A 21,553-nucleotide genomic window follows, 5' to 3' on the forward strand; every position below is an offset into this window, starting at 1 on the left:
AAGCCCCCGAGCGGCAGCGCGCCCGCCAACTCCTCACCGGGCCGCTGAGCGGGGTCAGCCGGGCGCCAGGTCGCGGACCCTGTGCAGTCCGGCGGTGACATCGGCGAGGGTCGCGCAGTCTCCCACCGCCGCCCCGGCGGGCAGGACGAGGTCCGTCGGGGGGCGGCGGGCGGCGACGGCGTCGGCCAGGTCGGACAGCGCGGCCCGCAGCCGGGCGGCGAGGACGGGCTCGGGCTGTGGGGCGCCCTGGTCGAGCCGTACACCGCAGGCCGTGGCCGCGTCCACGATCTCCTCGAGGGCGAAGACCACCGGCGCCCACGCCGCCAGGTCCCGGCCGAACGGCGGATGTTCGGCGCTCGCCACCTCCACCGCGCGGCGGGCGTCGGCGAGCGCGCGGTACGCCTCGCGGCGCAGCCGCAGCCGGGTGGCGTAGGGCGCTTCGGCGGTCAGCACCCGGTCGAGGTGGTCGCGGGTGGCGCGGACGGCGAGCGACAGCCGCACCGACACCTGGGCACGCGGGCCGCCGAGTCCGGGCAGCGCCCCGGCGGCCAGCACCACACCGCAGGCCAGCAGGGTGTCGGTGAGCCGGGTGAACCCGGGGTCGGTGTCGCCGCCGAGGTGGACCAGGGCGAGCAGCAGCGGTGTGAGCACGGCGGTCTGCAAGGCGAAGTGGCGTACGGAGACGGGGATCAGCGCGGAGCAGACCGCCGCGACGACGACCGGCCAGACGCCGGGGTCGCCCCCGCCGGGGGCGAGCAGCGTGCCGAGTGCGCCGAAGACGGCCACGCCCACGGCGGTGCCGAGGGCGCGGGAGAGGGCCCGGGAGACCAGCGGGCCCATGTCGGGCTTGACCAGGAAGGCGGCCGTGGCGGGGAGCCAGTACCAGTGCGCGCCGGGCAGTCGCTGGGCCAGGGCGGTGCTGACGCCCACGCACAGGGCCACCCGGGCGGCATACTCCCGGCCCGCCGGGCCGAGCGCGCGGCGCAGCCGCTGCCGGTGGCCGGGGACGACCGCGCCGACGGGGGGCGCCGGTTCGCCGTCGAAGACCCGGGCGGCGAGCAGCACGGCCCGGTGCATGGCCACATTGCCCGCGGTGTCGGGTACGGGGGCGGGCAGCCGGCCCGGTGGCAGTCCGGTCCGTACCGAGCGGGCGAGTTGGGCGGGGGTGCGCGCGATGCGGTCGGGTACGGGTTCGTTCTCCCACAGGAGGGTCAGCACGCCCTCGCTGAGCGCTCCGGCCACCGCCAGCCGGTCGCGCAGCCGCCGCTCCTCCTCGTCGGGGCGGTGCAGCGGAAGCCGGTGGGCGTAGAGGGCTTCGTACGCGGCGTCGTAGGCGGCGGTCAGCCGGCGCCGGGCGGCCTGGCCGCCGTCGGAGCCGACCGCCGTCATCAGACCGGCCAGCGCGTCGTACACGGCGGCCACCGCCTCCCGTTCGCCGCAGGGCGAGCTCTGGCGTGCGGGGATGGCGCGGGGCAGCAGTGCGGCCATCGCGATCACCCATGCGGCGCCGATGAGCAGCAGACCCGCCCTGACCGGCGGGGAGACCGGAAGGGGCATGCCCGCTCCGACGACGGCGAGCACCATCAGCTGCACCCCGGCGGAGGAGCAGACCGGGCCGATGGCGCTGATCGCGCCGGAGACCAGTCCGACGGGGGCGAGCGCGAGGGCGATCCAGATCCCCAGGCCCAGCGTGCCCAGCCAGGCCCCGGTCAGCAGTCCCGCGGCCCCGGCGAGGGCGGGCAGGCCGATGCGCACGGCCCGGGTGGCGCGGGTGGCGGGGCGGTCGTTGATATGGGCGAACATCGCGCCCAGCCCGGCGAGCATCCCGAACGACGTATGTCCCGACGCCACGCCGACGGCCACCACCGGCCCCACGCCGAGGGCTCCGCGGACCACCGCCGCCCAGGGCACCGGGCCCCGCAGCGCCCGCACCCCGCGCAGGGGGTGCGTCAGCCAGTCGGGCGGTGTGGGCAGCCTGCGCAAGGATCCTCCGTGAGGTGGAAATCGTGGACGTCCTGGAACCGTACGTGAGCAATGCGGATCTTTCGTAACCTGCGTATTTCCGCCATGTGAGGCGCTGATGCACCACCTCGTACCAAGGTGGTCCCCGGCCCGCGTTCCCGGGTGTGACCTGGCGGTTTGGACAGCCTCCGCGGTCCGCTGGGTCGGCCTGTCCGGGGCGCACATGCCAGGCTCATATGTCTCGCTCCGTGGCCAGCTTCTTGCGGAGCGTGTTGTGCTGGGTACGCGGGAGAACTAGCCTCCCTTCCGCCCGTTACCGAACATTCGTCTGGTAACCGCCTTCCATTGATCCCCCAGTGCCGGAGAACGCCATGCAGGTGACCTTGCATCAGGACAAATGCGTCGCCTCGGGGCAGTGCGTACTCGCCGCCCAGGACGTGTTCGACCAGCGGGACGAGGACGGGGTCGCCGTCCTCCTCGACAACCGCCCGCCGGCGCGGCTGCACGACGACGTCCGTCATGCGGCCGCCGTCTGCCCCGCCCTGGCCATCGCACTGGCCGACCGGTGAGCACACCGGGGAACGTCGTGGTCGTGGGCGCCTCGGTGGCGGGGCTCACCGCGGCCGTCACGATGCGCACCCTGGGATACGACGGACGGCTCACCCTCATCGGCGCCGAGCCTCACACCCCGTACAACCGGCCGCCGTTGTCCAAGCAGATCCTGGCGGGCACCTGGGAGCCGGACCGGATCAAACTGCGCACCGACGAGGAGCTGTCCGACCTCGACGCGCGGCTGCTGTTCGGCAAGTCCGCCACCGGGCTGGACACCGCCGCCCGCCGGGTGGTGCTGGACGGCGGCGCCGACGTCCCCTACGACGCCCTGGTCATCGCCACCGGTGTCACCCCCAACAGCCTGCCCGGCGCCCACCATCTGGCCGGAGTGCATCTGCTGCGCACCCTGGACGACGCCCTCGCCCTGCGCGCCGATCTGCGCCGCAAGCCCGATGTGAAGGTGGCGGTGGTGGGCGCGGGGTTCCTCGGCTCGGAGGCCGCGGCGGCGGCCCGCCGGATGCGGCTGGACGTCACCATGATCGACCCCCGGCCGGTGCCGATGCGGCGGCAGTTCGGCGACCGGATAGCCGCCCTGGTCGGACGGCTGCACAAGGCGAACGGCGTGTCCATGCGCTGTGGCACCGGGGTGCGGCGCTTCTTCGAGTCCGGCGGCCGGGTGACCGGTCTGGAGCTGACCGACGGCACGCTGCTGGACGCCGATGTCGTGGTGGTCGCCATCGGCGCCGCCCCGGCGATCGGCTGGCTTGCCGGTTCCGGACTGGAGCTGGGCAACGGTGTGGAATGCGATGCCACCTGCCGTGCCGCGCCCGGCGTCTACGCGGCCGGTGATGTCGCCTCGTGGCACAACGACCACTTCGGCTGCCGGATGCGACTGGAACACCGGCTGAACGCCACGGAGCAGGCCCAGGCCGTCGCCCGCAATGTGCTCGGCGAGAACCGGCCGTTCGCCCCCGTGCCGTACTTCTGGACCGATCAGTACGACGCCCATATCCAGGCGTACGGCATCTTTCCCTCCGACGCCGAACTCGCGGTGCTCCATGGCGAGCTCGAAGGCGGCCACTTCGTCGTCGCCTATGGACACCGGGGCCGGGTGGTCGGGGTGCTCGGCTGGAACAGCCCGTGCGAGCTGCGCAAACTGCGTCAACTCGTGGTCGACCGGGCACCGTGGACAGCGGTCCTGCCCGCCCCGCCGGCCGTGTGGCCCGGCCGACACCTCTCGGCCAGTCTCCGGTGACCGCGACGTCAATTTCCGGCCATGCGCTCTCGCGACGCTGTCGGGGTGCTGGTCCGTCGTGTACTCCTCCAACGTGTCACCGTCGCTCCAGGTCACTGCCGGCTTCTCGGGCTCGCCGGATCAGTGGCCCTGGCGGCGGGCGGGGCGAGCGCCGGAGCGCTACCGGTGGGGGACGCCCTCACCCCTGACTCCGGGAGAGCGGCGCTCGGGCTGATCAGTACCTACTTCGGGCTGGTGCTGCTGGTCGCGGCGTGGTGGCTGCTGGGGCGCGAGGTGCGCGGACCGCGGCCGCCCAGCCCTCGCTCGCTGCTGCTCACGCTCGCCACCTGGGCGGCTCCCCTGCTGCCCGGACCGCCGCTGTTCAGCCGCGATGTGTACAGCTATCTCGCCCAGGGCGCCATGGTGCACGCCCGCATCGACGTCTACACCCACGGCCCCATACGCCTCGGTGGCCCGCTGGCCGCCGAAGTGGCGCCGGTGTGGCAGCACACCCCGACGCCGTACGGCCCGGTCTCGCTGGCCTTCGAATCCGCCGTCGCCCACGCCTCGCGCGCCGAACTGTCCCTCGGGGTGATCGGGCTGCGGCTGATCGCGCTGCTCGGGGTGGCGGTGATGGTGCTCGCGCTGCCCGTACTGGCCCGCCGCTGCGGCACCGACCCGAGCGCCGCCCTGTGGCTGGGGGCGCTCAACCCGCTCCTGCTGCTGCATCTGGTCGGCGGGGCGCACAATGATGCCGTGATGCTCGGACTGCTCGGGGCCGGACTGGTGGCCGCGACGGGCCGATGGCCGGCCTGCGGCGCGGTCCTGGTCACACTCGCCGCCCTGGTCAAGGCCCCGGCGGCGCTGGGGCTGCTGGCGGTCGCCACGCTGTGGGCGCGCCGGGTGGAGGGCCGCAGGCGCCGCGTCGGCGCCGTGGCGGCCACCGCCGGGCTGGCCCTGGCCACCACCGGAGCGGCGACGGCCGTCACCGGCACCGGCTACGGCTGGATCTCCGCGCTCACCACCCCGGCCTCACCCGACAACTGGGCGCTGACCAGCACCCTCGGCCGCGCCACCGGCGCCCTGCTGGAGGCCGTCGGCAGCGGTCTGGCGCCGCTGGCCGCGCCCGCGTGGCACGGGCTGGGGCTGCTGGCCACGGCGGTGGCCATAGGGGCCGCCTGGCTGCGCCCGCCACGCCCCCGGCCGGTGTACGCGCTGGGGCTGAGCCTGATCGCGGTGGCCGTGCTGGGCCCGGCGATCCGGCCCTGGTACGTGCTGTGGGGGCTGTTCGTGATCGCGGCGGCCGGGCCGGGCGGAGCGGTGCGCAAGGCGGTGGTGGCCGGGAGCGCGGTGCTCACGCTGGCCGTACTGCCCAATGGGTTCGCCCCGGATTCGCGGCAGCTGACGTTCGCCGTGTGCGGGGGTGTGCTGGCGGTGTGCGCGCTGTGGTGCGCACGGCGCGCACCGGGGCTCGCCCCCGGCACCGCGTTCCCCGGCGGCCGGCGATCGGAGCGTTCGGCATGACCGGGCCCACCACCTCACGCCGCCGGCTGGCGCTGGCGCTCGGCCTCACCGTGGCGGTGGCGCTCTTCCTGGCCTTCGTCCCGCTGCACCGCCACTGGTTCGACCTCAACGTCTACTACGAGGCCGTGGGCCACTGGCTGCGGGACGGCCGTATCTACGACTTCACCATCCCCGGCGCGGACGGGGCGGACTACGGCTTCACCTATCCGCCCTTCGCCGCGCTGTGCATGCTGCCGATGACCCTGTTCACCTGGCCGGCCGCGATCACCCTGAGCATGGTGCTCAATGTGGCCGCCTCGGCCACGCTGCTGACCTGGCTGATCGGGCCGATCGTCCAGCGGCACGGCTGGAACAAGTGGTTCGCCTTCGTGGTGGCGTCCTGTCTGTTCGTCCTGCTGGAGCCGGTGCGGGACACCTTCAGCTTCGGCCAGGTCAATCTGCTGCTGCTGGTGCTGGTGTTCTTCGACGCCTGGCTGCTGTCCACCGGGCGTGGCCGGTTCGCCGGCTACGGCATCGGGCTCGCCGCCGCCATCAAGCTCACCCCGGCGATCTTCATCTGCTATCTGCTGATCACCCGGCGGTGGCGCGCCGCCGCGACGGCCACGGGCACCGCCGTGGCCGCCACTCTGCTCGCCCTGGCGGTGGCGCCGGGGGCCTCACGGGTCTACTGGACGGAGGCGCTGTGGGACACCGACCGCATCGGGGTGCTCAGTTATGTCTCCAACCAGTCGTGGGAAGGGGTGCTGGCCCGGCTGGTCGATCCGGTTCCACCGAGCGGGGTGGTGTGGGGGCTCGGGGTGCTCGCCGTGCTGGCCGTCTGGACACACCGGGTGCGCTGCGCGGCGGCCGTCGGCGACGAGCGGGCGGGATTCGCGCTGACCGGGATCGCCGCCTGTCTGATCAGTCCGATCACCTGGGTGCACCATCTGGTATGGCTGATTCCGGCGCTGGCGGTGCTCGTGGACAGCGGGCTGCGGCCGGACGCGTCACCGGCCCGGCGCAAGCTGCTGCTCCGGGTGGGTGCGGTGGTGTACGTGCTGCTGTGCAGCAGTGTGGTGTGGCTGTGGCGGTTCGACTCCACCGGGGTGGACGGCTTCCTCGGCAGCAATGCCTATGTGTGGATCTGCCTCGGGTTGCTGATCGCGCTCCCGCTGCGCGGTGCGCGCTCCGCGGAGATGCTGAGCCAAGAGCCCTATCCGGCACGTATCCCATGAACAGGAGTGCCCGGACCGATGTCTGAAGCGATGCCGCGCCCCGCGGAGCAGCCCGTGGACCAGCCCACCGTGGAGCGGGCGGGGCGCCCGTCCCCGCTCCGGCGGCTGCCACTGCGCCAGATCCTGTGTCTGCTGCCGCTGTTCGTCGTCGGTGTCTGGGTGGTCCAGCACCGCTCGCTCATCGCTTCCGGCGCCCGTCAGATGTTCACCGCCAATCCGTACTGGCTGCTGACGGCGGTGGCGACGACCGGGCTCGGCTGGGTGGCGGTGTCGTTCGCCCGGCAGGGCACGGTGCTGGAGCGGCTGCCGGCCAGGCGGCTGTTCGTCACCCAGTTCGCCGCGGGGGCGGCCAACCATCTGCTGCCGTCGGGGATCGGCGCGAGCGCGGTCAACATCCGGTTCATGACGGGCTGCGGGCTGCCGCCCGCCCGCTCCTCGGCGGCGCTCGCCCTGTATTTCCTGGCGGAGGCCACGACCCGGGTGGGGCTGCTGGTGGTGCTGCTCGTGGCGTTTCCCCAGGCGCTGCGGCTGGGCCCGCTGCTCCCGGAGTCGGTGAGCGGAATGCTGGTGGCCGGGGCGGTGGCGGCGGCCGGGGCGGTGGTGGCCGGGGTGGCGCTGATCCGCCCGGTGCGCCGACTGGTGATGACGTTCCTGCGCACCGCGCTGGCCGACGCCCGTTCACTGCACATGCGGCCGTCCAGGGCGCTGGCGCTGTGGGGTGGTTCGCTGGCGTTTCCGTTGCTTCAGGCGGCGGGGCTGGTGGCGGTGGCCCTGGCGCTGGAGCTCCAGGTGCGGCCGGCGCACGTGATGCTCGCGTATCTGGCCGCCACGGCGGTGGCGGCCGTCGTGCCCGCCCCCGGTGGTATCGGCTCGGTCGACGCGGCGCTGGTCATCGCGCTGGTGGCGGCGGGGGCGCCGGTCGAATCGGCCACGTCCACGGTGCTGGCGTACCGCTTCATCACGGTGTGGCTGCCGCTGGTCCCCGGGGCGCTGGTGCTGGGCGGGCTGGTGCGCTCGAAGATCGTGTGACCGGGTGGCGGTCAGGACCGGCGCAGGGTGAGGACGTCGTCCGGCCGGACGTCGATATGCGAGCCGAGGAAGGCCCCGACCCGGTCGAGGGTTTCGCCCAGCCATGCGGCGTCCTGGTGGCCGGTGCGCTCCAGCCGCATCCGCCGTGCCCGCAGCGGCACCATGCGCAGGCTCATCAGCCGGCCGGTGTCCGGGTCCACCTCCGGGAAGTGGAGCAGCCGCAGATCGTCGCGGTAGCGCTCGTAGCCGCCGATGCCCTCGTAGTCGTCCACCATGTCGCCGCAGCCGTAGAGAACCAGCTTGCCGCGGTACACCTCGATGGGGCGGGGGTGGTGGGAGGAGTGGCCGTGGACGAGGTCGACACCGCCGTCGATCAGGGCGTGGGCGAAGTGGATCTGGTCGGGTGAGACGCCGTACCCCCAGTTGCCGCCCCAGTGGACCGAGGCGACGGCGATATCACCGGGGCGTTTGAGCCCGCGTACGCGGCCGGTGATCGCGGCCGCGCGGGCGTCCGACAGATCGGGCAGGAAGTCGACCCCGGACCGGTTTCCGGTCGCGGCCCACCGGCCCGGAATGCCGCTGGAGGCCGCGCCGAACGAGAAGACCAGGACCCGGCGGTGGTCACCGGCCGGGACGACGGCGGGGCGACGCGCGGCGGCCGCGTCACGGCCCGCTCCGGCCACCCGGAGCCCGGCGGCGGCCAGGGTTTCGAGGGTCTCGTCGAGCCCTTGCCGGCCGCCGTCGAGCACATGGTTGTTGGCCAGGACGCAGACGTCGGGCCGGACCGCGGTCAGACAGGGGAGGTTGTCCGGGCTCATCCGGTAGTGGACATCCTTGTCCGGGGCGAACTCACCGCTGCGGGTCACGCTCGTCTCCAGGTTGAGCACCCGCACATCGGGCGCCTCCTCGTCCAGCACCGCCAGGGCGTCGCCCCAGGGCCAGGAGAAGTCCACCGGGCGCGGGATCGGGCCGTTGGCCTCCTCGGCCAGTTCGACATAGGCCCGGGAGTCGCGGATGTACGGCTCGTGGAGCTCGGGGTCGCCGGGGTGCGGCAGGATCTGGTCGACACCGCGGGCGAGCATCACATCGCCGCAGAGGAACAGCGTCACCGACGTGCCGCGCATATCTCAACGATCGCATACCCCGCGCCGCGTGACCGTGGCCGCGGTGGGGACCCGGGGGTGTGGACCCGCGGACAGGGAGGTGCGACGGATGAGGCGAGCGGAGACGAGTCAGAGCCCGCTGCGGCCCCGGGATCTGGAGGAGGCCAGGGCCCGGCTGTCGGAGCAGGCGGACCGGCTGCGGTCGCAGCTCACCCGGGCGGAGGAGGCGGCGTCGGCGTTGCGCGCGGACTGCGACCTCGACGCCGCGGACGCGGGCGCGAAGGCCATGACGCTGAGGGAGCTGCGCACGCGTACGGAGATGGACACGGCCCTGCTGGAGCGGACCGTCGCGGCGCTCGACCGGCTGCGCGCCGGATCCTTCGGGATCTGCGCGGAGTGCGGCCGGCCTCAGGGCCGGGAGCGGGCGCTGGCCCTGCCCCATGCGGAACTGTGCGTCCAGTGCGCCGAGGAGCGGGAGGCGGGGCCGGGCGGATGAGGCCCGGCCCGCTCACGGCGTCCGGGCACGGGGCCACGGGCGGCGGGGGCGTGGGCGGCGGGGGCGTGGGCGCTGAGCGGACCGGCCGGCTCAGGCCGCGTGGGCGCCGACCTCCTCGCCCAGACGGGCGCAGGTGCGGCTGATGAGGCGCGAGACATGCATCTGGGAGATGCCGAACCGGTCGGCGATCCGGCTCTGTGTCTCGTCACAGAAGAACCGCAGATAGAGGATCTCCCGCTCACGCTCGGGGAGCCTGCGCAGACAGGGCTTGAGGGATTCGCGCTGGACGACCCGCTCGTAGGAGGACTCGTCGGAGCCGAGGGTGTCCACCAGCGCGTAGCCGTCGTCGGCGCCGCGCAGCGCCGCGTCCAGCGACAGCGTACGGAAGCTGTCGATCGCCTCCATGCCGACGAGGACGTCCTCCTCGGTCATGCCGGTGTGGTGTGCGATGTCCTTGACGCTGGGCGAACGGTCGTCGGGTGAGCGGGTGAGGTCCTGGACGGCGGTGCGCACCCGGTTGCGCAACTCCTGGACCCGGCGGGGGACGTGCAGGCCCCACATATGGTCGCGGAAGTGCCGCTTGACCTCCCCGACCACGGTCGGGACGGCGTAGCTCTCGAAGGCCGAACCCCGGTCCGGCTCATAGCGCTTGACCGCCTTGACCAGGCCGACCATGGCCACCTGCCGCAGATCCTCGGGGCTTTCACCGCGGTTGCGGAACTGCGTGGCGATGCGTTCGGCCATCGGCATCCAGGCCCGGACGACATCCTGCCGCAGGTTCTCCTTCTCCCGGCCGTCCGGCAGACCGGCGATCCGGCGGAACTCGGCGGAGGTGTCGGGGGCGTCGTCATGCGCGTGCTTGGGGTGCGATCGGGGGTGTGCTCGTGCGGACGTCATGGGCTTCTCCCTTGGCTGTCGTCGTCACCACGGGCTCAGGCAATCCGGACAACTCGGGCGACCGTGGACACGCCTTCCGCAGCCGGGCTGCTCCCGTGGCGTGCCTCCGGTCCGAAGCACATGGGTCGCGTGCCCGTCCTCGGCACGGCGAAACGGAGTTCGCCCCCACGGATGCCGGTCCATCCGGTGCGTCATGTGTCACATCTCCCCGTGACATGCCCGTATGAGCGGGTGGGAAGGGCTGTGACAGCGCGATCAAGATTTACGGAGGCTTTCCCGCCGTTTCGCCCACGCGCCGTTGTCCGTACCGGTTCGGCGGAAGAGACTGCACCGGATCCCCCCGCTTCCCTTCGCATGCCACAGGAGACCGGAGCTTCATGACCTCCATAGACCGTCGAAGATTCATGCAACTGGCAGGCACCGGCACGGCCATGTCCCTGCTCTCCACCAGCATCGCCCGCGCCGCCGAGATTCCCGCGAACCGCCGGACCGGAAGTCTGCGGGACATCGAGCACATCGTGGTGCTGATGCAGGAGAACCGGTCATTCGACCACTACTTCGGCACCCTGCGCGGGGTGCGGGGATTCGGCGATCCGCGGCCGGTGCGGCTGCCCAACGGGAAGCCGGTGTGGCACCAGTCCGACGGCTCCAAGGAGGTCCTGCCGTTCCGGCCCGAGGTGAACGACCTCGGGTTGCAGTTCCTCCAGGACCTGCCGCACGGCTGGGCCGACGGCCATGTGGCGTTCAACGGCGGCGCGTACGACAAGTGGATCCCCTCGAAGTCGGCCACCACCATGGCCTATCTGACCCGCGAGGACATTCCGTTCCACTACGCGCTGGCGGACGCCTTCACCATCTGCGACGCCTACCACTGCTCGTTCATCGGCTCCACGGACCCCAACCGCTACTACCTGTGGTCCGGTTACACCGGTAACGACGGCAAGGGCGGCGGCCCGGTGCTGGACAACGCCGAGGCCGGCTACGGCTGGACCACCTACCCCGAGCGCCTGGAGAAGGCCGGGATCTCCTGGAAGATCTACCAGGACATCGGCGACGGGCTGGACGCGAAGGGCGGCTGGGGCTGGATCGAGGACGCCTACCGCGGCAACTACGGCGACAACTCGCTGCTGTACTTCAACCAGTACCGCAACGCCAAGAGCGGCGACCCGCTGTACGACAAGGCCCGCACCGGTACCGACGCCAAGAGCGGCGACGGCTTCTTCGACATCCTGCGGGCCGATGTGAAGGCCGGAAAGCTGCCGCAGATCTCCTGGATCGCGGCGCCCGAAGCCTTCACCGAGCACCCCAACTGGCCGGCCAACTACGGCGCCTGGTACATCGCACAGGTGCTGGACGCGCTCACCTCCGACCCCGAGGTGTGGAGCAAGACGGCGCTGCTCATCACCTACGACGAGAACGACGGCTTCTTCGACCACGTGGTGCCGCCGTACGCGCCCGCCGCCCAGCGGGGCGGTTCGACCGTGGACACCACCGGGGAGCTGTACGCGGGCTCCGCCTCGCAGCCCGCGGGCCCGTACGGGCTGGGGCAGCGGGTGCCCATGCTGGTGGTCTCGCCGTGGAGCAAGGGCGGCTGGGTGTGCTCGCAGACGCTGGACCACACCTCGGTCATCCGGCTCATGGAAGAGCGCTTCGGCGTCGAGGAGCCCAACATCTCGCCGTGGCGGCGTGCGGTGTGCGGCGACCTGACCGCGGCCTTCGACTTCTCGCGGACCGATGTGAAGGTCCCGGCCCTGCCGGACACCAGCGGCTATCGGCCCAAGGACAACGACCGGCACCCGGACTACGTACCGGCGCTCCCGGCACACCCCTCGCTGCCCCGGCAGGAGTCCGGGCTGCGCCCTGCCAGGCCGCTGCCGTACGACCTGTCGGCCGATGCCACGACCGGCGCCGACGGCGGGCTGCGTGTCGACTTCGTCAACCACGGCCGGGGAACCGCCGCCCACTTCCATGTGACCTCCGCGAGCCACACGGGCGGCCCGTGGGGCTACACCGCCGAGGCGGGCAAGCGGCTGTCCGGCGACTGGCAGCGCTCCTCGGCGGACCAGGGCGCCTATGACCTCCAGGTGCACGGCCCGGCCGGTTTCCTGCGCCACTTCACCGGCCACGCCACGGGCAAGGGCCCCGAGGTGAGCGCCCGTCACGACCGGTCGACCGGGGAGGTCAAGCTGACCCTGGTCAACCAGGGCGACACCACGGTGCGACTCACCGTCACGGACGGCTACCACAAGGAGAAGCCGGCGAACTACCGGCTCCGGCCGGGGGCGCGGGTGGTGCACACCGCACGCACCGGGCGCAGCCACGAGTGGTACGACCTATCGGTGGTCTCCGACCACGACAGCGGCTATCTGCGCCGGCTGACCGGGCATGTGGAGACCGGCCGCGCGGGCGTGAGCGACCCCGCGCTCTCGGCGGACTGACCCACCGCCACCGGTCCTTCGTCGCCCGCCCGTCCGGCGGCTCCCCGCCGGACGGGCGCGCGGCGCGTCTCGCCCTTCCCGCGCCGCGTCCGGCGCCTCCCCCGCCGCGTCTGGCGCCTTCCGCCCCGCGTACGGTCCGCCTCGTACGGGCCCCGGGCCGTCAGCGCCGGGCGTGCGAGGCGCGGGCGCGGAAGCCGGCCGGGGTCTCGCCCGAGCGCCGCCGGAAGAACTTGGTGAAGACGGTGGCGTCCGGGAAGCCGAGCCGCTCGCCGATGGCGGTGGCGGACAGATCGGTGTGCACCAGCAGCCGCTTGGCCTCGAGCAGCACCCGGTCGTCGATGAACCGCTTGGCGCCGCATCCGACCGTGGCGCGGGTGGCCCGGGTCAGGGTGCGGACGCTGTAGCCCAGCCGGGCGGCGTAGTCCTCGACCCGGTGGGTGCGGGTGTAATCGCGCTCCACGGCCCGCTGGAAGCGGCGGAACGCCTCACCGCCCGCCGTCTCCCCGCCCTGGGCGCCGGGCAGATGGGCCAGCCGCAGTACGAGCACGGCGACGAGGTGGCGCACCACCTCGATATGCGCCTCCAGCGGCCCCGACACCGTCCGGCGCTCGTTCTCCAGCAGGTCCAGGACGCCGCGGACGGCCTCGGCGTCGGCGCCTTCGGGAACCATCAGCGGGGACCGCGGCGCGGGCCGGTCCAGCCGGGCGGCCGCGGCGGTGGCGGCGCCGAGATAGCCGGGCGGGAAGAGCACGGCGGCGCCCTCCGCGGCGCCGAGGTCGGAGCGGAACTGGTGGATCCGCCCGGGGCGCACCCACATCCAGCCGCCCTCGGTCAGTTCGTACTCGGTGAAGTCCACCGAGCAGCGCAGCGCCCCGGAGCGCACGGTGATCAGCTGGTGGAAGGCGAGCCGCATCGGGGCGTGGACATCGAGGCCATGGCTCCGGGCGCGGGCGGCCAGCCCGGGGAAGTCCAGAACGGCCGCTCCCGGCGGTGCTCCCACGGAGGGCCGGAACGGAACCTCGGTGACCTCACGGTGTCCGTTTCTGTCCATAGCGTGTTTTCAGTGTACGGCTGGTGTCAGCTGGTCCGCATCCAGCGTGGAGTGCGTTGCGATGAACGGGTGACCGAAAGAGTCCCGCCATCACCGCTTCCCCTTCCCGGCCGTTCCGCCGCCGCGGAGGTCCGCGGCGGCGGGGGCGGCGGGCGGCGGGCGGCTACCAGGTGACGGGGAGTTCGTAGACCCCGTAGATCACCGCGTCGTACTTGAAGGGGATGTCCGCCAGATCCGTCGCCAGGCGCAGAGTGGGGACGCGACGGAAGAGGGCGGGGTAGACCACCTGGAGTTCCATCCGGGCCAGCGGCTGACCGAGGCAGTGGTGGGTGCCCACGCCGAACGCCTGGTGGTGGCGGGCGTCCCGGCCGATGTCCAGCCGGTCCGGGTCCGGGAAGACGGCCGGATCCCGGTTGGCCAGTTCGCCGAGGAGGATCACTCCCTCACCGGCCCGGATGGTCCGGCCGGCGATCTCGATGTCCTCCAGCGCGGTACGGCGGCGTCCGAGGTGGACCACGCTGAGGTAGCGCAGGAGTTCCTCCACCGCGGAGACGATCACCTTGGGGTCGTCGGCCTCGCGCACACGGGCGAGCTGCTCGGGGTGCTGGAGCAGCAGCAGCGTCCCCATGGTGATCATGTTGGCCGTGGTCTCGTGGCCGCCGAGGAGCAGCAGCACGCCCATCGCGGCGGCCTCACGGCGGGTCAGTTCGCCTGCCGTGATCTGCCGGCCGAGGCCGGAGAGCAGATCGTCACCGGGCCCGGCCAGCTTCTCCCCCACCAACTGGTCCAGATACTCATACAGGTTGGTGTGCGCGGCGGCCCGCTCCTCGGGGGTGGCCACGGCCGAGACGAGGACCTTGCTGTTGGTCTGGAAGAACGCGTGGTCCTCGTACGGGACACCCAGCAGCTCGGAGATCACCAGCGATGGAAGCGGCAGCGCGAGCGCCTGGACCAGGTCGGCCGGATTCGGCCCGGCCAGCATACGGGTGAGGAAGTCGTCCACCATCTCCCGCACGACGGGGCGCATCGCCTCGACCCGCTTGATGGTGAAGGCGCCGCTGACCATGCGGCGCAGCCGGGCGTGTTCGGGGTCGTCCATGCCGACGAAGCTCAGGTCGGTGGCCTCCCGCTTGCCGCCCGTATGGGGGACGGGGCTCGGGAAGCCCGGGTGGGAGAAGTCGGCGCTGAGCCGGGGGTCGGAGAGCAGGGTCTTCTGCTCGGCGTGGCCGGTCACCACCCAGGGGGTGCTGTCGCTCCAGGACCGGACCCGGGTCAGCGGGCCCCACTTCGCCAGGCCGCGCAGCTCGGGGGACGGGTCGAAGGGGCAGGCCGCGGCGCGCGGCTGGGGGAAGGCGGGGATCTCGGCCGGTGCGTCGTCGGCCACGGGCGAGGTGGTCATGGTCGTCCTCCGATGGTCGGTCGGGAGTGGGCCGCGGCGATCCGGTTGAACGAGGCGGCGGGCGTCACGCCGTCTCGTTCAGCCGGATCGCCGCGGCGGGGCAGACGGTCGCGGCCTCGTGGACGGCGGCGTGGTGCGCGTCGGCGGGTTCGGCGTCGAGCAGGAGGACGATGCCGTCCTCCTCGCGCTGGTCGAACACCTCGGGCGCGATGAGCACGCACTGGCCCGCGCCGCAGCACTTCGCCTCATCGACGGTGATCTTCATGTCCGGGCCTCCTCGGCGGGGGAACGGGGGGTGACGGGGGCGAGGAGCAGGCCGGTGATGGCGTCGGTCAACGCATCGGCCGTGTCGTCCCAGGACGGCTGACGCGTACTGGTCCCCTCGGCGAGGGCGCGCTCCCGTTCGGCACAGGTGTGGGTGATCAACTGACGGGCCATGGCGCCGCGTTCGGCCCGCACCTCGGCGGGCAGGGCGTCCAGGCAGCGGCCCAGGCCGTGGAGGGTTTCCCGCAGCGGCTCCCGGGTGAGGGCCTCGTCGGTGACGATCGCCCGCAGTACGGGGTCGGTCATCACCTGGACGGCGAACCTGGCGTACCAGGAGGGGACGCCCAGGGTGGCCAGGTGTTCGGGGGCGGGCCGCACCAGACAGGCCACCCAGTCCCGGACCTCCTGGCTGCCGCGGGTCCCGTCCAGTATCCGCTGCCGGATGTGCTCGATCGCCTCGGAGTGCTTGCCCATGATGGCGCGCACCAGGTCCGCCCTGGTGCCGAAGTGGTAGCCGACCGCGGCGACATTGCCCTGCCCGGCCGCCTCGCTGATCTGTCGGTTCGACACCGCGACCAGGCCGTGCTCGGCGTAGAGCCGTTCCGCCGCGGCCATGATGGCTTCGCGGGTCTCGGCGGAGCGGACGGTGCGTGCGTCGGCCACCACGACCTCCGGTCTCGTTCGTCCTCATGATCTGTCGCGGCCACTTTAAAACACATGAATTAAGAAGAGCAACCGCTCCACCGGCGGCCACCGGGTGGCCGCCGTGGACTGAGGGCTCGTACGCCGGGGAGTCATCGGCGGGGACCCGGACGGGATCGGGTCCGGGTCCGGGTTGAAGCCACATGGATGTTCATGCGGCAGGAGGCACCCGGGCCGCTCTCATGTGGTGCGGTGCGGGATGTCCTGCTCGGTCCAGATGCATTTGCCGTCGCGCAGGTAGCGGGCGCCCCAGCGCCTGGAGAGGGCGGAGACGAGTTGCAGGCCGCGGCCGCCCTCATCGGTGTAGGCGGCGTGCCGGATGCGCGGAGTGCTGAGGCTGCCGTCGTAGACTTCGCAGGTCAGGCAGCGGCTGTTGAGCAGGCGCAGGCGGATGGGGCCCTCGGCGTGCCGGATCACGTTGCCGACCAGTTCGCTGGCGAGCAGCTCGGTGGTGATCGCCAGTTCGTCCAGCCCCCAGACGTCCAGTCGCTCGCGGACGAATTCGCGGGCCTGTCCAGCCGCGCGGGGATCATCCGGGAGGATGCAGGTGGCGACATCACTGGCGTTGATGGCCCCTGTGTGGGCGATCAGCAGCACCGCGTCGTCGATCGTCTGGCCGTGCTGGGGCAGCAGGGCCGAGACCACCGTGTCGCACAGGTCGTCGAGGTGGTGGATGCTGTCGGCCTCGTCCCGGGCCGTGAAGACGGGCACCGCATGCTGGGCGAGGACCTGTTGCAGCTGGGCCAGCCCCCGGTCGAGATCCTGGTCGGGGGATTCGACGAGACCGTCCGTGCACAGGACCAGCAGGCTCTCCTCGGGCAGCGGCAACTGATGTATTTCAAACGGTGGCTCGGCGGCCCCCAGCGGCGGGTCGGGGGTCAGCCGGGGCATGTCGACGGCGCCGTCGGGATGGACGACGACCGGCGGGGGATGACCCGCCAGGGAGAAAGAACATATCCGGGTGATCGGGTCGAAGACGGCGTACAGACAGGTGGCGTACCAGTCCTCGCCCAAGTCGCTGACCAGGTCGTTGAGTCGGCTGAGCAGCTCGTCGGGGGGCATGTCCAGATCGGCGAGGGTGCGCACCGCGGTGCGCAGTTGGCCCATGGTGGCCGCTTCGGGGATGCCGTGCCCCATGACATCGCCGATCACCATGGCGACCCTGTCGGCGGACAGCGGGATCACGTCGTACCAGTCGCCACCGATCTGCTCGCCCCTGCCCGCGGGCAGGTAGCGGGCGGCAGCGCTGGCGGCAGGCAGGCAGGGCAGCGTCCGGGGAAGCAGGCTGCGCTGCAATCCCTGGGCCCGGGCGTGCTCCACGTCGTACAACCGGGCCCGCTCCAGTGCTTGTCCGACCAGACCGCACAGAGCGGTCAGCAGCGCGCGCTCCTCGTCGTTGAAGGAATGAGGCTGGGTGAAAGAGATGACACACACGCCGATGGCATGTCCGGAAGCGATCATGGGCAGGAACGCCCACGACTGTTTCTGGGACGCCGCCGCCACGTCCTCCAGCATCGGATAGCGCCGACGATGGTCCGCGACCGATTCGACGAACCAGAGACCCTGAGACCTCAGAGCATCGGCCGCCACGGGGTTGTCGGCTATCGGGATCCCGTCCAGCAGATGGACGAAGTCCTGCGTGTGCCCCGCGGAGCCGACCACCCGGTGTCTGCCACTTTCCATCACCGAGACGATGAGCCCGTCGGCGCCGAACGGGGGCAGGACGTGGGTCCCGACGGCCTGTACGACCTCTTCGGAGGTGAGTGCCTCGGCGAGCGCCGCGGTCAGCCGGCCCATCAGGACCGCCCGCTCGGTGCCGGGCCCGGATACGTGGGTGGGCGGTGCGCCGGGCATGCCCCCGAGACGAGAGGCAACCCGCCTCGCCATAGAACGCAGAAACAATCGCTGAACCTCATCCGGCTCGCACTCTGCCGTGATCACGGAGAGCGCACCCATCGCCCCATCGGTACCGAGAAGGGGAACCACTGCCGTGCCAGCTGTTCCGGTGTCCAGGCCGTCCTCGGCCACCCACACCAGTGCCCTAAAATACCACTTTTATGACACCTTGCACCCTATTGACCTGCGCCCTATCGAAGAGGGCACTGAGCCTGGAGATCGGCGATTGCCCCCACCTTGCTAAGCGTCGCGCTCGCGGAACACGATGAACGCCGCCGCCAGCAGCGCGGCCACACACCCGGCCATGACGGCGAGCCCGGCCCAGGGGCTGAGCAGCTCCGGATCACGGAAGGCAGTGATGATCCGCCCACCGGCGATGGGCGGCCAGAACTTCGACACCCAGTCGCCGACCGCCCCGGGCAGCGCCGGAGCGAACGCCTGGACGATGAGCATCACGCCGAACAGTGTCGTCACCGTGGCCGTCGTGGAGCAGATCACCGCTCCCAGAGCCAGTCCGAAGAGCCCGGCCAGTGCCAGATACATGCCCCCGCCGAAGACGCCGCGCAGTGCCGCACCGTCGGACAGCGCCAGGTGCGGAGCGCCCGCCCCGGACAGCGACGCCTGCCCGATGAGGAACCCGGCAAGCGACACCAGGACCCCGACCGGCAGTGCCACCCCCACCAGCACCGCGGCCTTGGACCCCAGGACCCGCGCCCGGTGCGGCACGGACGTGAGCGTGGCCACGATCGTGCGCGCCCCGTATTCGGAGGTCATCACCAGGCCGCCCAGCAGGCCGAACGCGATCTGCGCCACCAGGTAGCCCCGCAGACTGGTCGCCAGGGGATCGAATGCGGCCTGGTCAGCGGGCGGCAGGCGGGCGTACTCGCCGCCCGCTGATGAACCGCTCAACGCGGCGAGTCCCATGCTGAAGGCCAGCGCGCCCAGGATCACGTACAGCGTCGACCGCATGGTCCGCATCTTGATCCACTCGGCGCGCAGGCTGTGCCAGAAGGTTGCCCGGCTGGTCCGCGTATCGTTCGAAGCGGGCCGTCGGCCGCGTACACGAGGAAACAGCTTTCCCTTCGCCGCCTTCGGGCCGAGGTGCGTGACGGTATGCCTCATCGGCCGGTCTCCCTTTCGGCCTGATACTCCACCGCATCGCGGGTCAGGTTCATGAACGCCTTCTCCAGGGAGACCTGACGCGGAGACAGCTCGTGCAGCTCCACTCCTCCCGCTGCGGCGAGGGCTCCGATCTCGGCCGCTTCCAGGCCGGTGACCACGAGCGTGTGGTTGTCTTCGGCGCGCACACCAGCGCCGCCGGGGAGCAGAGGTCGGAGCGTCTCGGCCTGCGGGGTGCGCACGAGGACCTCGCGCTCGGAGTGCGCTTCGATGAAGTCCTTCATCGTGGTGTCGGCGATCAGCTTGCCGCGGCCGATGACGATGAGGTGGTCCGCGGTCAGTTCCATCTCGCTCATCAGATGGCTGGACATCAGGACGGTGCGTCCGTCGGCGGCCATCTTGCGCATGAGCGAGCGGATCCACACGATGCCCTCGGGGTCGAGGCCGTTGAGGGGCTCGTCGAAGACCAGGACCGGCGGCTCGCCCAGCAGCGCGGCGGCGATCCCCAGGCGCTGGCGCATGCCGAGGGAGTAGGTTCCCGCCCGACGCCGGGCCACCTTCTCCAGCCCGACTTCGGCCAGTGCTTCGTCCACACGGTTGCGTGGGATTCCATTGCCGGCCGCGAGGGCCAGCAGATGGTGGTAGGCGGTGCGGCCGGGCAGCACCGCGCCGGGGTCCAGGAGTGCTCCGACGGCCTTGAGCGGGGCGGGCTGGGCGGGGTATGGCTTCCCGCCCACGGTCGCGGTGCCGGAACTGGCGGCGTCCAGGCCCAGAATCATGCGGAGGGTCGTCGACTTGCCCGCGCCGTTGGGCCCCAGGAAGCCGGTCACCTCTCCGGGACGGACGGCGAAGGTCAGATCGTCCACGGCGAGGACCTCGCCGTAGCGCTTGGTCAGTCCACGTACTTCGATCATCGGGTCTCCGCGGGTCGGGGGCAGCGGTGCGCGCGAAGGGGCGCGAGCACCGTTCCACTCTCGTCCGCGGACGTGGAACGCTTCTGGGTGAACATGAACGCCGCATGACAGCACCAAGCCTGTGGCCTGCATCGATCGGGCAGGAGGCAGCCTTCGAGGCCGGCGCTCACAGGAAACTCGCATACCGCGGGTCCCGATCCCCTCGGTCTCATGCCCCGGCGAGTCGGCACCCCATGGCCGGGGCCGCGGGGTGAAACCATGGCCGGGAGGTCACCACGAGCGAGGAGCCGCGAATGAACAGCGCCGATCTGCTGGCCGACGCCTTCGAGCGGGTGCGCGAGGAGGTGCATGCGGCCGTGGAGGGGCTCTCGGCGGACGAGCTCGCCGTACGGCTCGACAGCGGGGCCAATTCGATCGCCTGGCTCACCTGGCATCTCACCCGGATCCAGGACGACCACATCGCCGACGCCGCGGGCACCGAACAGCTGTGGACGTCCGAGGGCTGGGCCGAGCGGTTCGGCCTGCCGTTCCCGCCGGAGGCCACCGGCTACGGCCACCGGAGCAAGGACGTGGCGGCGGTGCGGGCGGACGCCGAGTTGCTCACCGGGTACTACGACGCCGTTCACGAGAACACGCTGGCCTTCGTCCGCGGCCTTCGCGTCTCCGATCTCGAACGGATCGTGGACGAGCGGTGGACCCCGCCGGTGACCCTCGGTGTCCGGCTGGTCAGTGTGATCGCTGACGATTTGCAGCACGTCGGGCAGGCGGCGTTCATCCGCGGCGCGATCCGCAGGCGATAACGCGGGATTTCCGAGAACGGGAGCTGTCACCTCGCCCGCATTGACAGGCAGGCAATTACCTGCATAACGTTCGGTGTGAGCTCAGAGATGGACAAGGTCTTCAAGGCGCTGGCCGATCAGACCCGGCGATACCTGCTGGACAGGCTGCATGAGCACAACGGCCAGACGCTGGGCGAGCTGTGCCGGCGGCTGGAGATGACCCGCCAGTCGGCGACCCAGCATCTGGCGGTCCTCGAGGCCGCCAATCTGGTCAGCACCGTGCGGCGGGGCCGCGAAAAACTCCATTACCTCAACCCCGTCCCCCTGAATGAGATCCAGGAGCGCTGGATCGACAAGTTCGAGCGCCCGCGGCTGCGCGCGCTGAGCCTGGTGAAACAGCAAGCCGAGAAAGCGGAGGAAGCGATGGCCGACAAGCCGACGTTCGTGTACGTCATCTATATCGAGAGCACACCGGAGAAGGTCTGGCACGCGCTGACCGACGCCGACCTCACGGCCGAGTACTGGGGCCACACCAATGTGTCGGACTGGCAGGTCGGCTCACCGTGGGAACACCAGCGGACGGACGGCTCCGGCACCGCCGACGCCGTCGGCACGGTCGTGGAGAGCTCACCGCCCACCCGGCTGGTGACCACCTGGGCCGCGCCCGACGCCGATGCCGCCGCCCAGCCCTCCCGGGTCACCTTCGACATCCAGCCGCACGGCGACATCGTCCGGCTGACCGTGACCCATGAGAACCTGGCGGACGAGGCCGAGCGGACCGCGGTGGCCGGTGGCTGGGCCGCGGTGCTGTCCAATCTGAAGTCGCTGATCGAGACCGGGAGCCCGCTGCCGCAGCAGCCGTGGCTGGTCCCCCGGTGACCGATGTCCTCGGCCACCGCCGGTCGCGACCCGGCGGCCCCGAGGCCCGCCTTCCCTGACCGGTGCGGCCGGTGGGACCCGTGGGACCGGTGGGATCCGTG

The 21,553-nt window shown here is 71.8% G+C and carries 19 protein-coding genes; 9 read left to right on the forward strand and 10 right to left on the reverse strand.

The window, feature by feature from the left end:
* Positions 1–54: 54 nt before the first annotated feature.
* Positions 55–1,983: an FUSC family protein gene (locus NQU54_RS43255; protein WP_257635781.1), complete on the reverse strand. Its 1,929-nt coding sequence runs from the start codon at positions 1,981–1,983 to the stop codon at positions 55–57.
* Between the two features lie 350 nt (positions 1,984–2,333).
* On the opposite strand from NQU54_RS43255, the gene NQU54_RS43260 reads away from it, so the two are divergent.
* Genes NQU54_RS43260 through NQU54_RS43280 form a run of 5 tightly spaced genes read left to right on the forward strand, consistent with a single transcriptional unit; the run spans position 2,334 to position 7,515 of the window.
* Positions 2,334–2,531, forward strand: coding sequence for a ferredoxin (locus NQU54_RS43260; protein WP_069862298.1), 198 nt, complete (start codon positions 2,334–2,336; stop codon positions 2,529–2,531).
* Positions 2,528–3,769: an NAD(P)/FAD-dependent oxidoreductase gene (locus NQU54_RS43265; RefSeq protein WP_257635782.1), complete on the forward strand. Its 1,242-nt coding sequence runs from the start codon at positions 2,528–2,530 to the stop codon at positions 3,767–3,769. The genes NQU54_RS43260 and NQU54_RS43265 overlap by 4 nt, the downstream gene beginning before the upstream one ends.
* A gap of 45 nt (positions 3,770–3,814) precedes the next feature.
* Positions 3,815–5,272 carry a polyprenol phosphomannose-dependent alpha 1,6 mannosyltransferase MptB gene (gene mptB / locus NQU54_RS43270; RefSeq protein ID WP_257635783.1) on the forward strand — a complete coding sequence of 486 codons (1,458 nt, stop codon included), beginning with the start codon at positions 3,815–3,817 and terminating at the stop codon, positions 5,270–5,272.
* A complete protein-coding gene (locus NQU54_RS43275; protein WP_257635784.1) occupies positions 5,269–6,486 on the forward strand; it encodes a glycosyltransferase 87 family protein in 1,218 nt (405 codons plus the stop codon). The genes mptB and NQU54_RS43275 overlap by 4 nt, the downstream gene beginning before the upstream one ends.
* A gap of 18 nt (positions 6,487–6,504) precedes the next feature.
* A complete protein-coding gene (locus NQU54_RS43280) occupies positions 6,505–7,515 on the forward strand; it encodes a lysylphosphatidylglycerol synthase transmembrane domain-containing protein (RefSeq protein WP_257635785.1) in 1,011 nt (336 codons plus the stop codon).
* 11 nt (positions 7,516–7,526) lie between these two features.
* On the opposite strand, the gene NQU54_RS43285 is transcribed toward NQU54_RS43280, so the two are convergent.
* Positions 7,527–8,639, reverse strand: coding sequence for a CapA family protein (locus NQU54_RS43285; protein WP_257635786.1), 1,113 nt, complete (start codon positions 8,637–8,639; stop codon positions 7,527–7,529).
* 88 nt (positions 8,640–8,727) lie between these two features.
* Between NQU54_RS43285 and NQU54_RS43290 the strand changes: the two genes are divergently transcribed.
* A complete protein-coding gene (locus NQU54_RS43290) occupies positions 8,728–9,114 on the forward strand; it encodes a TraR/DksA family transcriptional regulator (RefSeq protein WP_257635787.1) in 387 nt (128 codons plus the stop codon).
* 90 nt (positions 9,115–9,204) lie between these two features.
* On the opposite strand, the gene NQU54_RS43295 is transcribed toward NQU54_RS43290, so the two are convergent.
* Positions 9,205–10,011, reverse strand: a complete 807-nt coding sequence (locus NQU54_RS43295; protein WP_257635788.1) for a SigB/SigF/SigG family RNA polymerase sigma factor — start codon at positions 10,009–10,011, stop codon at positions 9,205–9,207.
* A gap of 377 nt (positions 10,012–10,388) precedes the next feature.
* On the opposite strand from NQU54_RS43295, the gene NQU54_RS43300 reads away from it, so the two are divergent.
* Positions 10,389–12,449, forward strand: a complete 2,061-nt coding sequence (locus NQU54_RS43300) for a phosphocholine-specific phospholipase C (protein ID WP_257635789.1) — start codon at positions 10,389–10,391, stop codon at positions 12,447–12,449.
* 160 nt (positions 12,450–12,609) lie between these two features.
* On the opposite strand, the gene NQU54_RS43305 is transcribed toward NQU54_RS43300, so the two are convergent.
* The 7 genes from NQU54_RS43305 to NQU54_RS43335 form a co-directional block, all read right to left on the reverse strand.
* Positions 12,610–13,500 (reverse strand): helix-turn-helix transcriptional regulator, encoded by an 891-nt coding sequence (locus NQU54_RS43305; protein ID WP_257635790.1) that lies wholly within the window; start codon positions 13,498–13,500, stop codon positions 12,610–12,612.
* 163 nt (positions 13,501–13,663) lie between these two features.
* Positions 13,664–14,899, reverse strand: coding sequence for a cytochrome P450 (locus NQU54_RS43310; protein ID WP_257635791.1), 1,236 nt, complete (start codon positions 14,897–14,899; stop codon positions 13,664–13,666).
* Positions 14,900–14,963: 64 nt separating this feature from the next.
* Positions 14,964–15,164 carry a ferredoxin gene (locus NQU54_RS43315; protein WP_257635792.1) on the reverse strand — a complete coding sequence of 67 codons (201 nt, stop codon included), beginning with the start codon at positions 15,162–15,164 and terminating at the stop codon, positions 14,964–14,966.
* The gene (locus tag NQU54_RS43320) at positions 15,161–15,778 is read right to left on the reverse strand and encodes a TetR family transcriptional regulator (protein ID WP_257635807.1); all 618 of its coding nucleotides are present in this window, start codon (positions 15,776–15,778) and stop codon (positions 15,161–15,163) included. Before NQU54_RS43320 ends, NQU54_RS43315 begins: the two co-directional genes overlap by 4 nt.
* Before the next feature lie 267 nt (positions 15,779–16,045).
* Positions 16,046–17,719, reverse strand: a complete 1,674-nt coding sequence (locus NQU54_RS43325; protein WP_257635793.1) for an ATP-binding SpoIIE family protein phosphatase — start codon at positions 17,717–17,719, stop codon at positions 16,046–16,048.
* 282 nt (positions 17,720–18,001) lie between these two features.
* On the reverse strand, positions 18,002–18,883 hold the full coding sequence (locus tag NQU54_RS43330; protein ID WP_257635794.1) for an ABC-2 transporter permease family protein: 882 nt from the start codon (positions 18,881–18,883) through the stop codon (positions 18,002–18,004).
* A complete protein-coding gene (locus tag NQU54_RS43335) occupies positions 18,880–19,794 on the reverse strand; it encodes an ABC transporter ATP-binding protein (protein WP_257635795.1) in 915 nt (304 codons plus the stop codon). The genes NQU54_RS43330 and NQU54_RS43335 overlap by 4 nt, the downstream gene beginning before the upstream one ends.
* A gap of 293 nt (positions 19,795–20,087) precedes the next feature.
* On the opposite strand from NQU54_RS43335, the gene NQU54_RS43340 reads away from it, so the two are divergent.
* Positions 20,088–20,594, forward strand: a complete 507-nt coding sequence (locus NQU54_RS43340; protein ID WP_257635796.1) for a mycothiol transferase — start codon at positions 20,088–20,090, stop codon at positions 20,592–20,594.
* An 87-nt stretch (positions 20,595–20,681) separates the two neighbouring features.
* Entirely contained in the window at positions 20,682–21,452 is a 771-nt protein-coding gene (locus NQU54_RS43345; protein ID WP_257635808.1) for an ArsR/SmtB family transcription factor, read from the forward strand.
* Positions 21,453–21,553 lie beyond the last annotated feature (101 nt).

This window comes from Streptomyces malaysiensis subsp. samsunensis (assembly GCF_024519315.1).
Classification (GTDB): Bacteria; Actinomycetota; Actinomycetes; order Streptomycetales; family Streptomycetaceae; genus Streptomyces; species Streptomyces malaysiensis.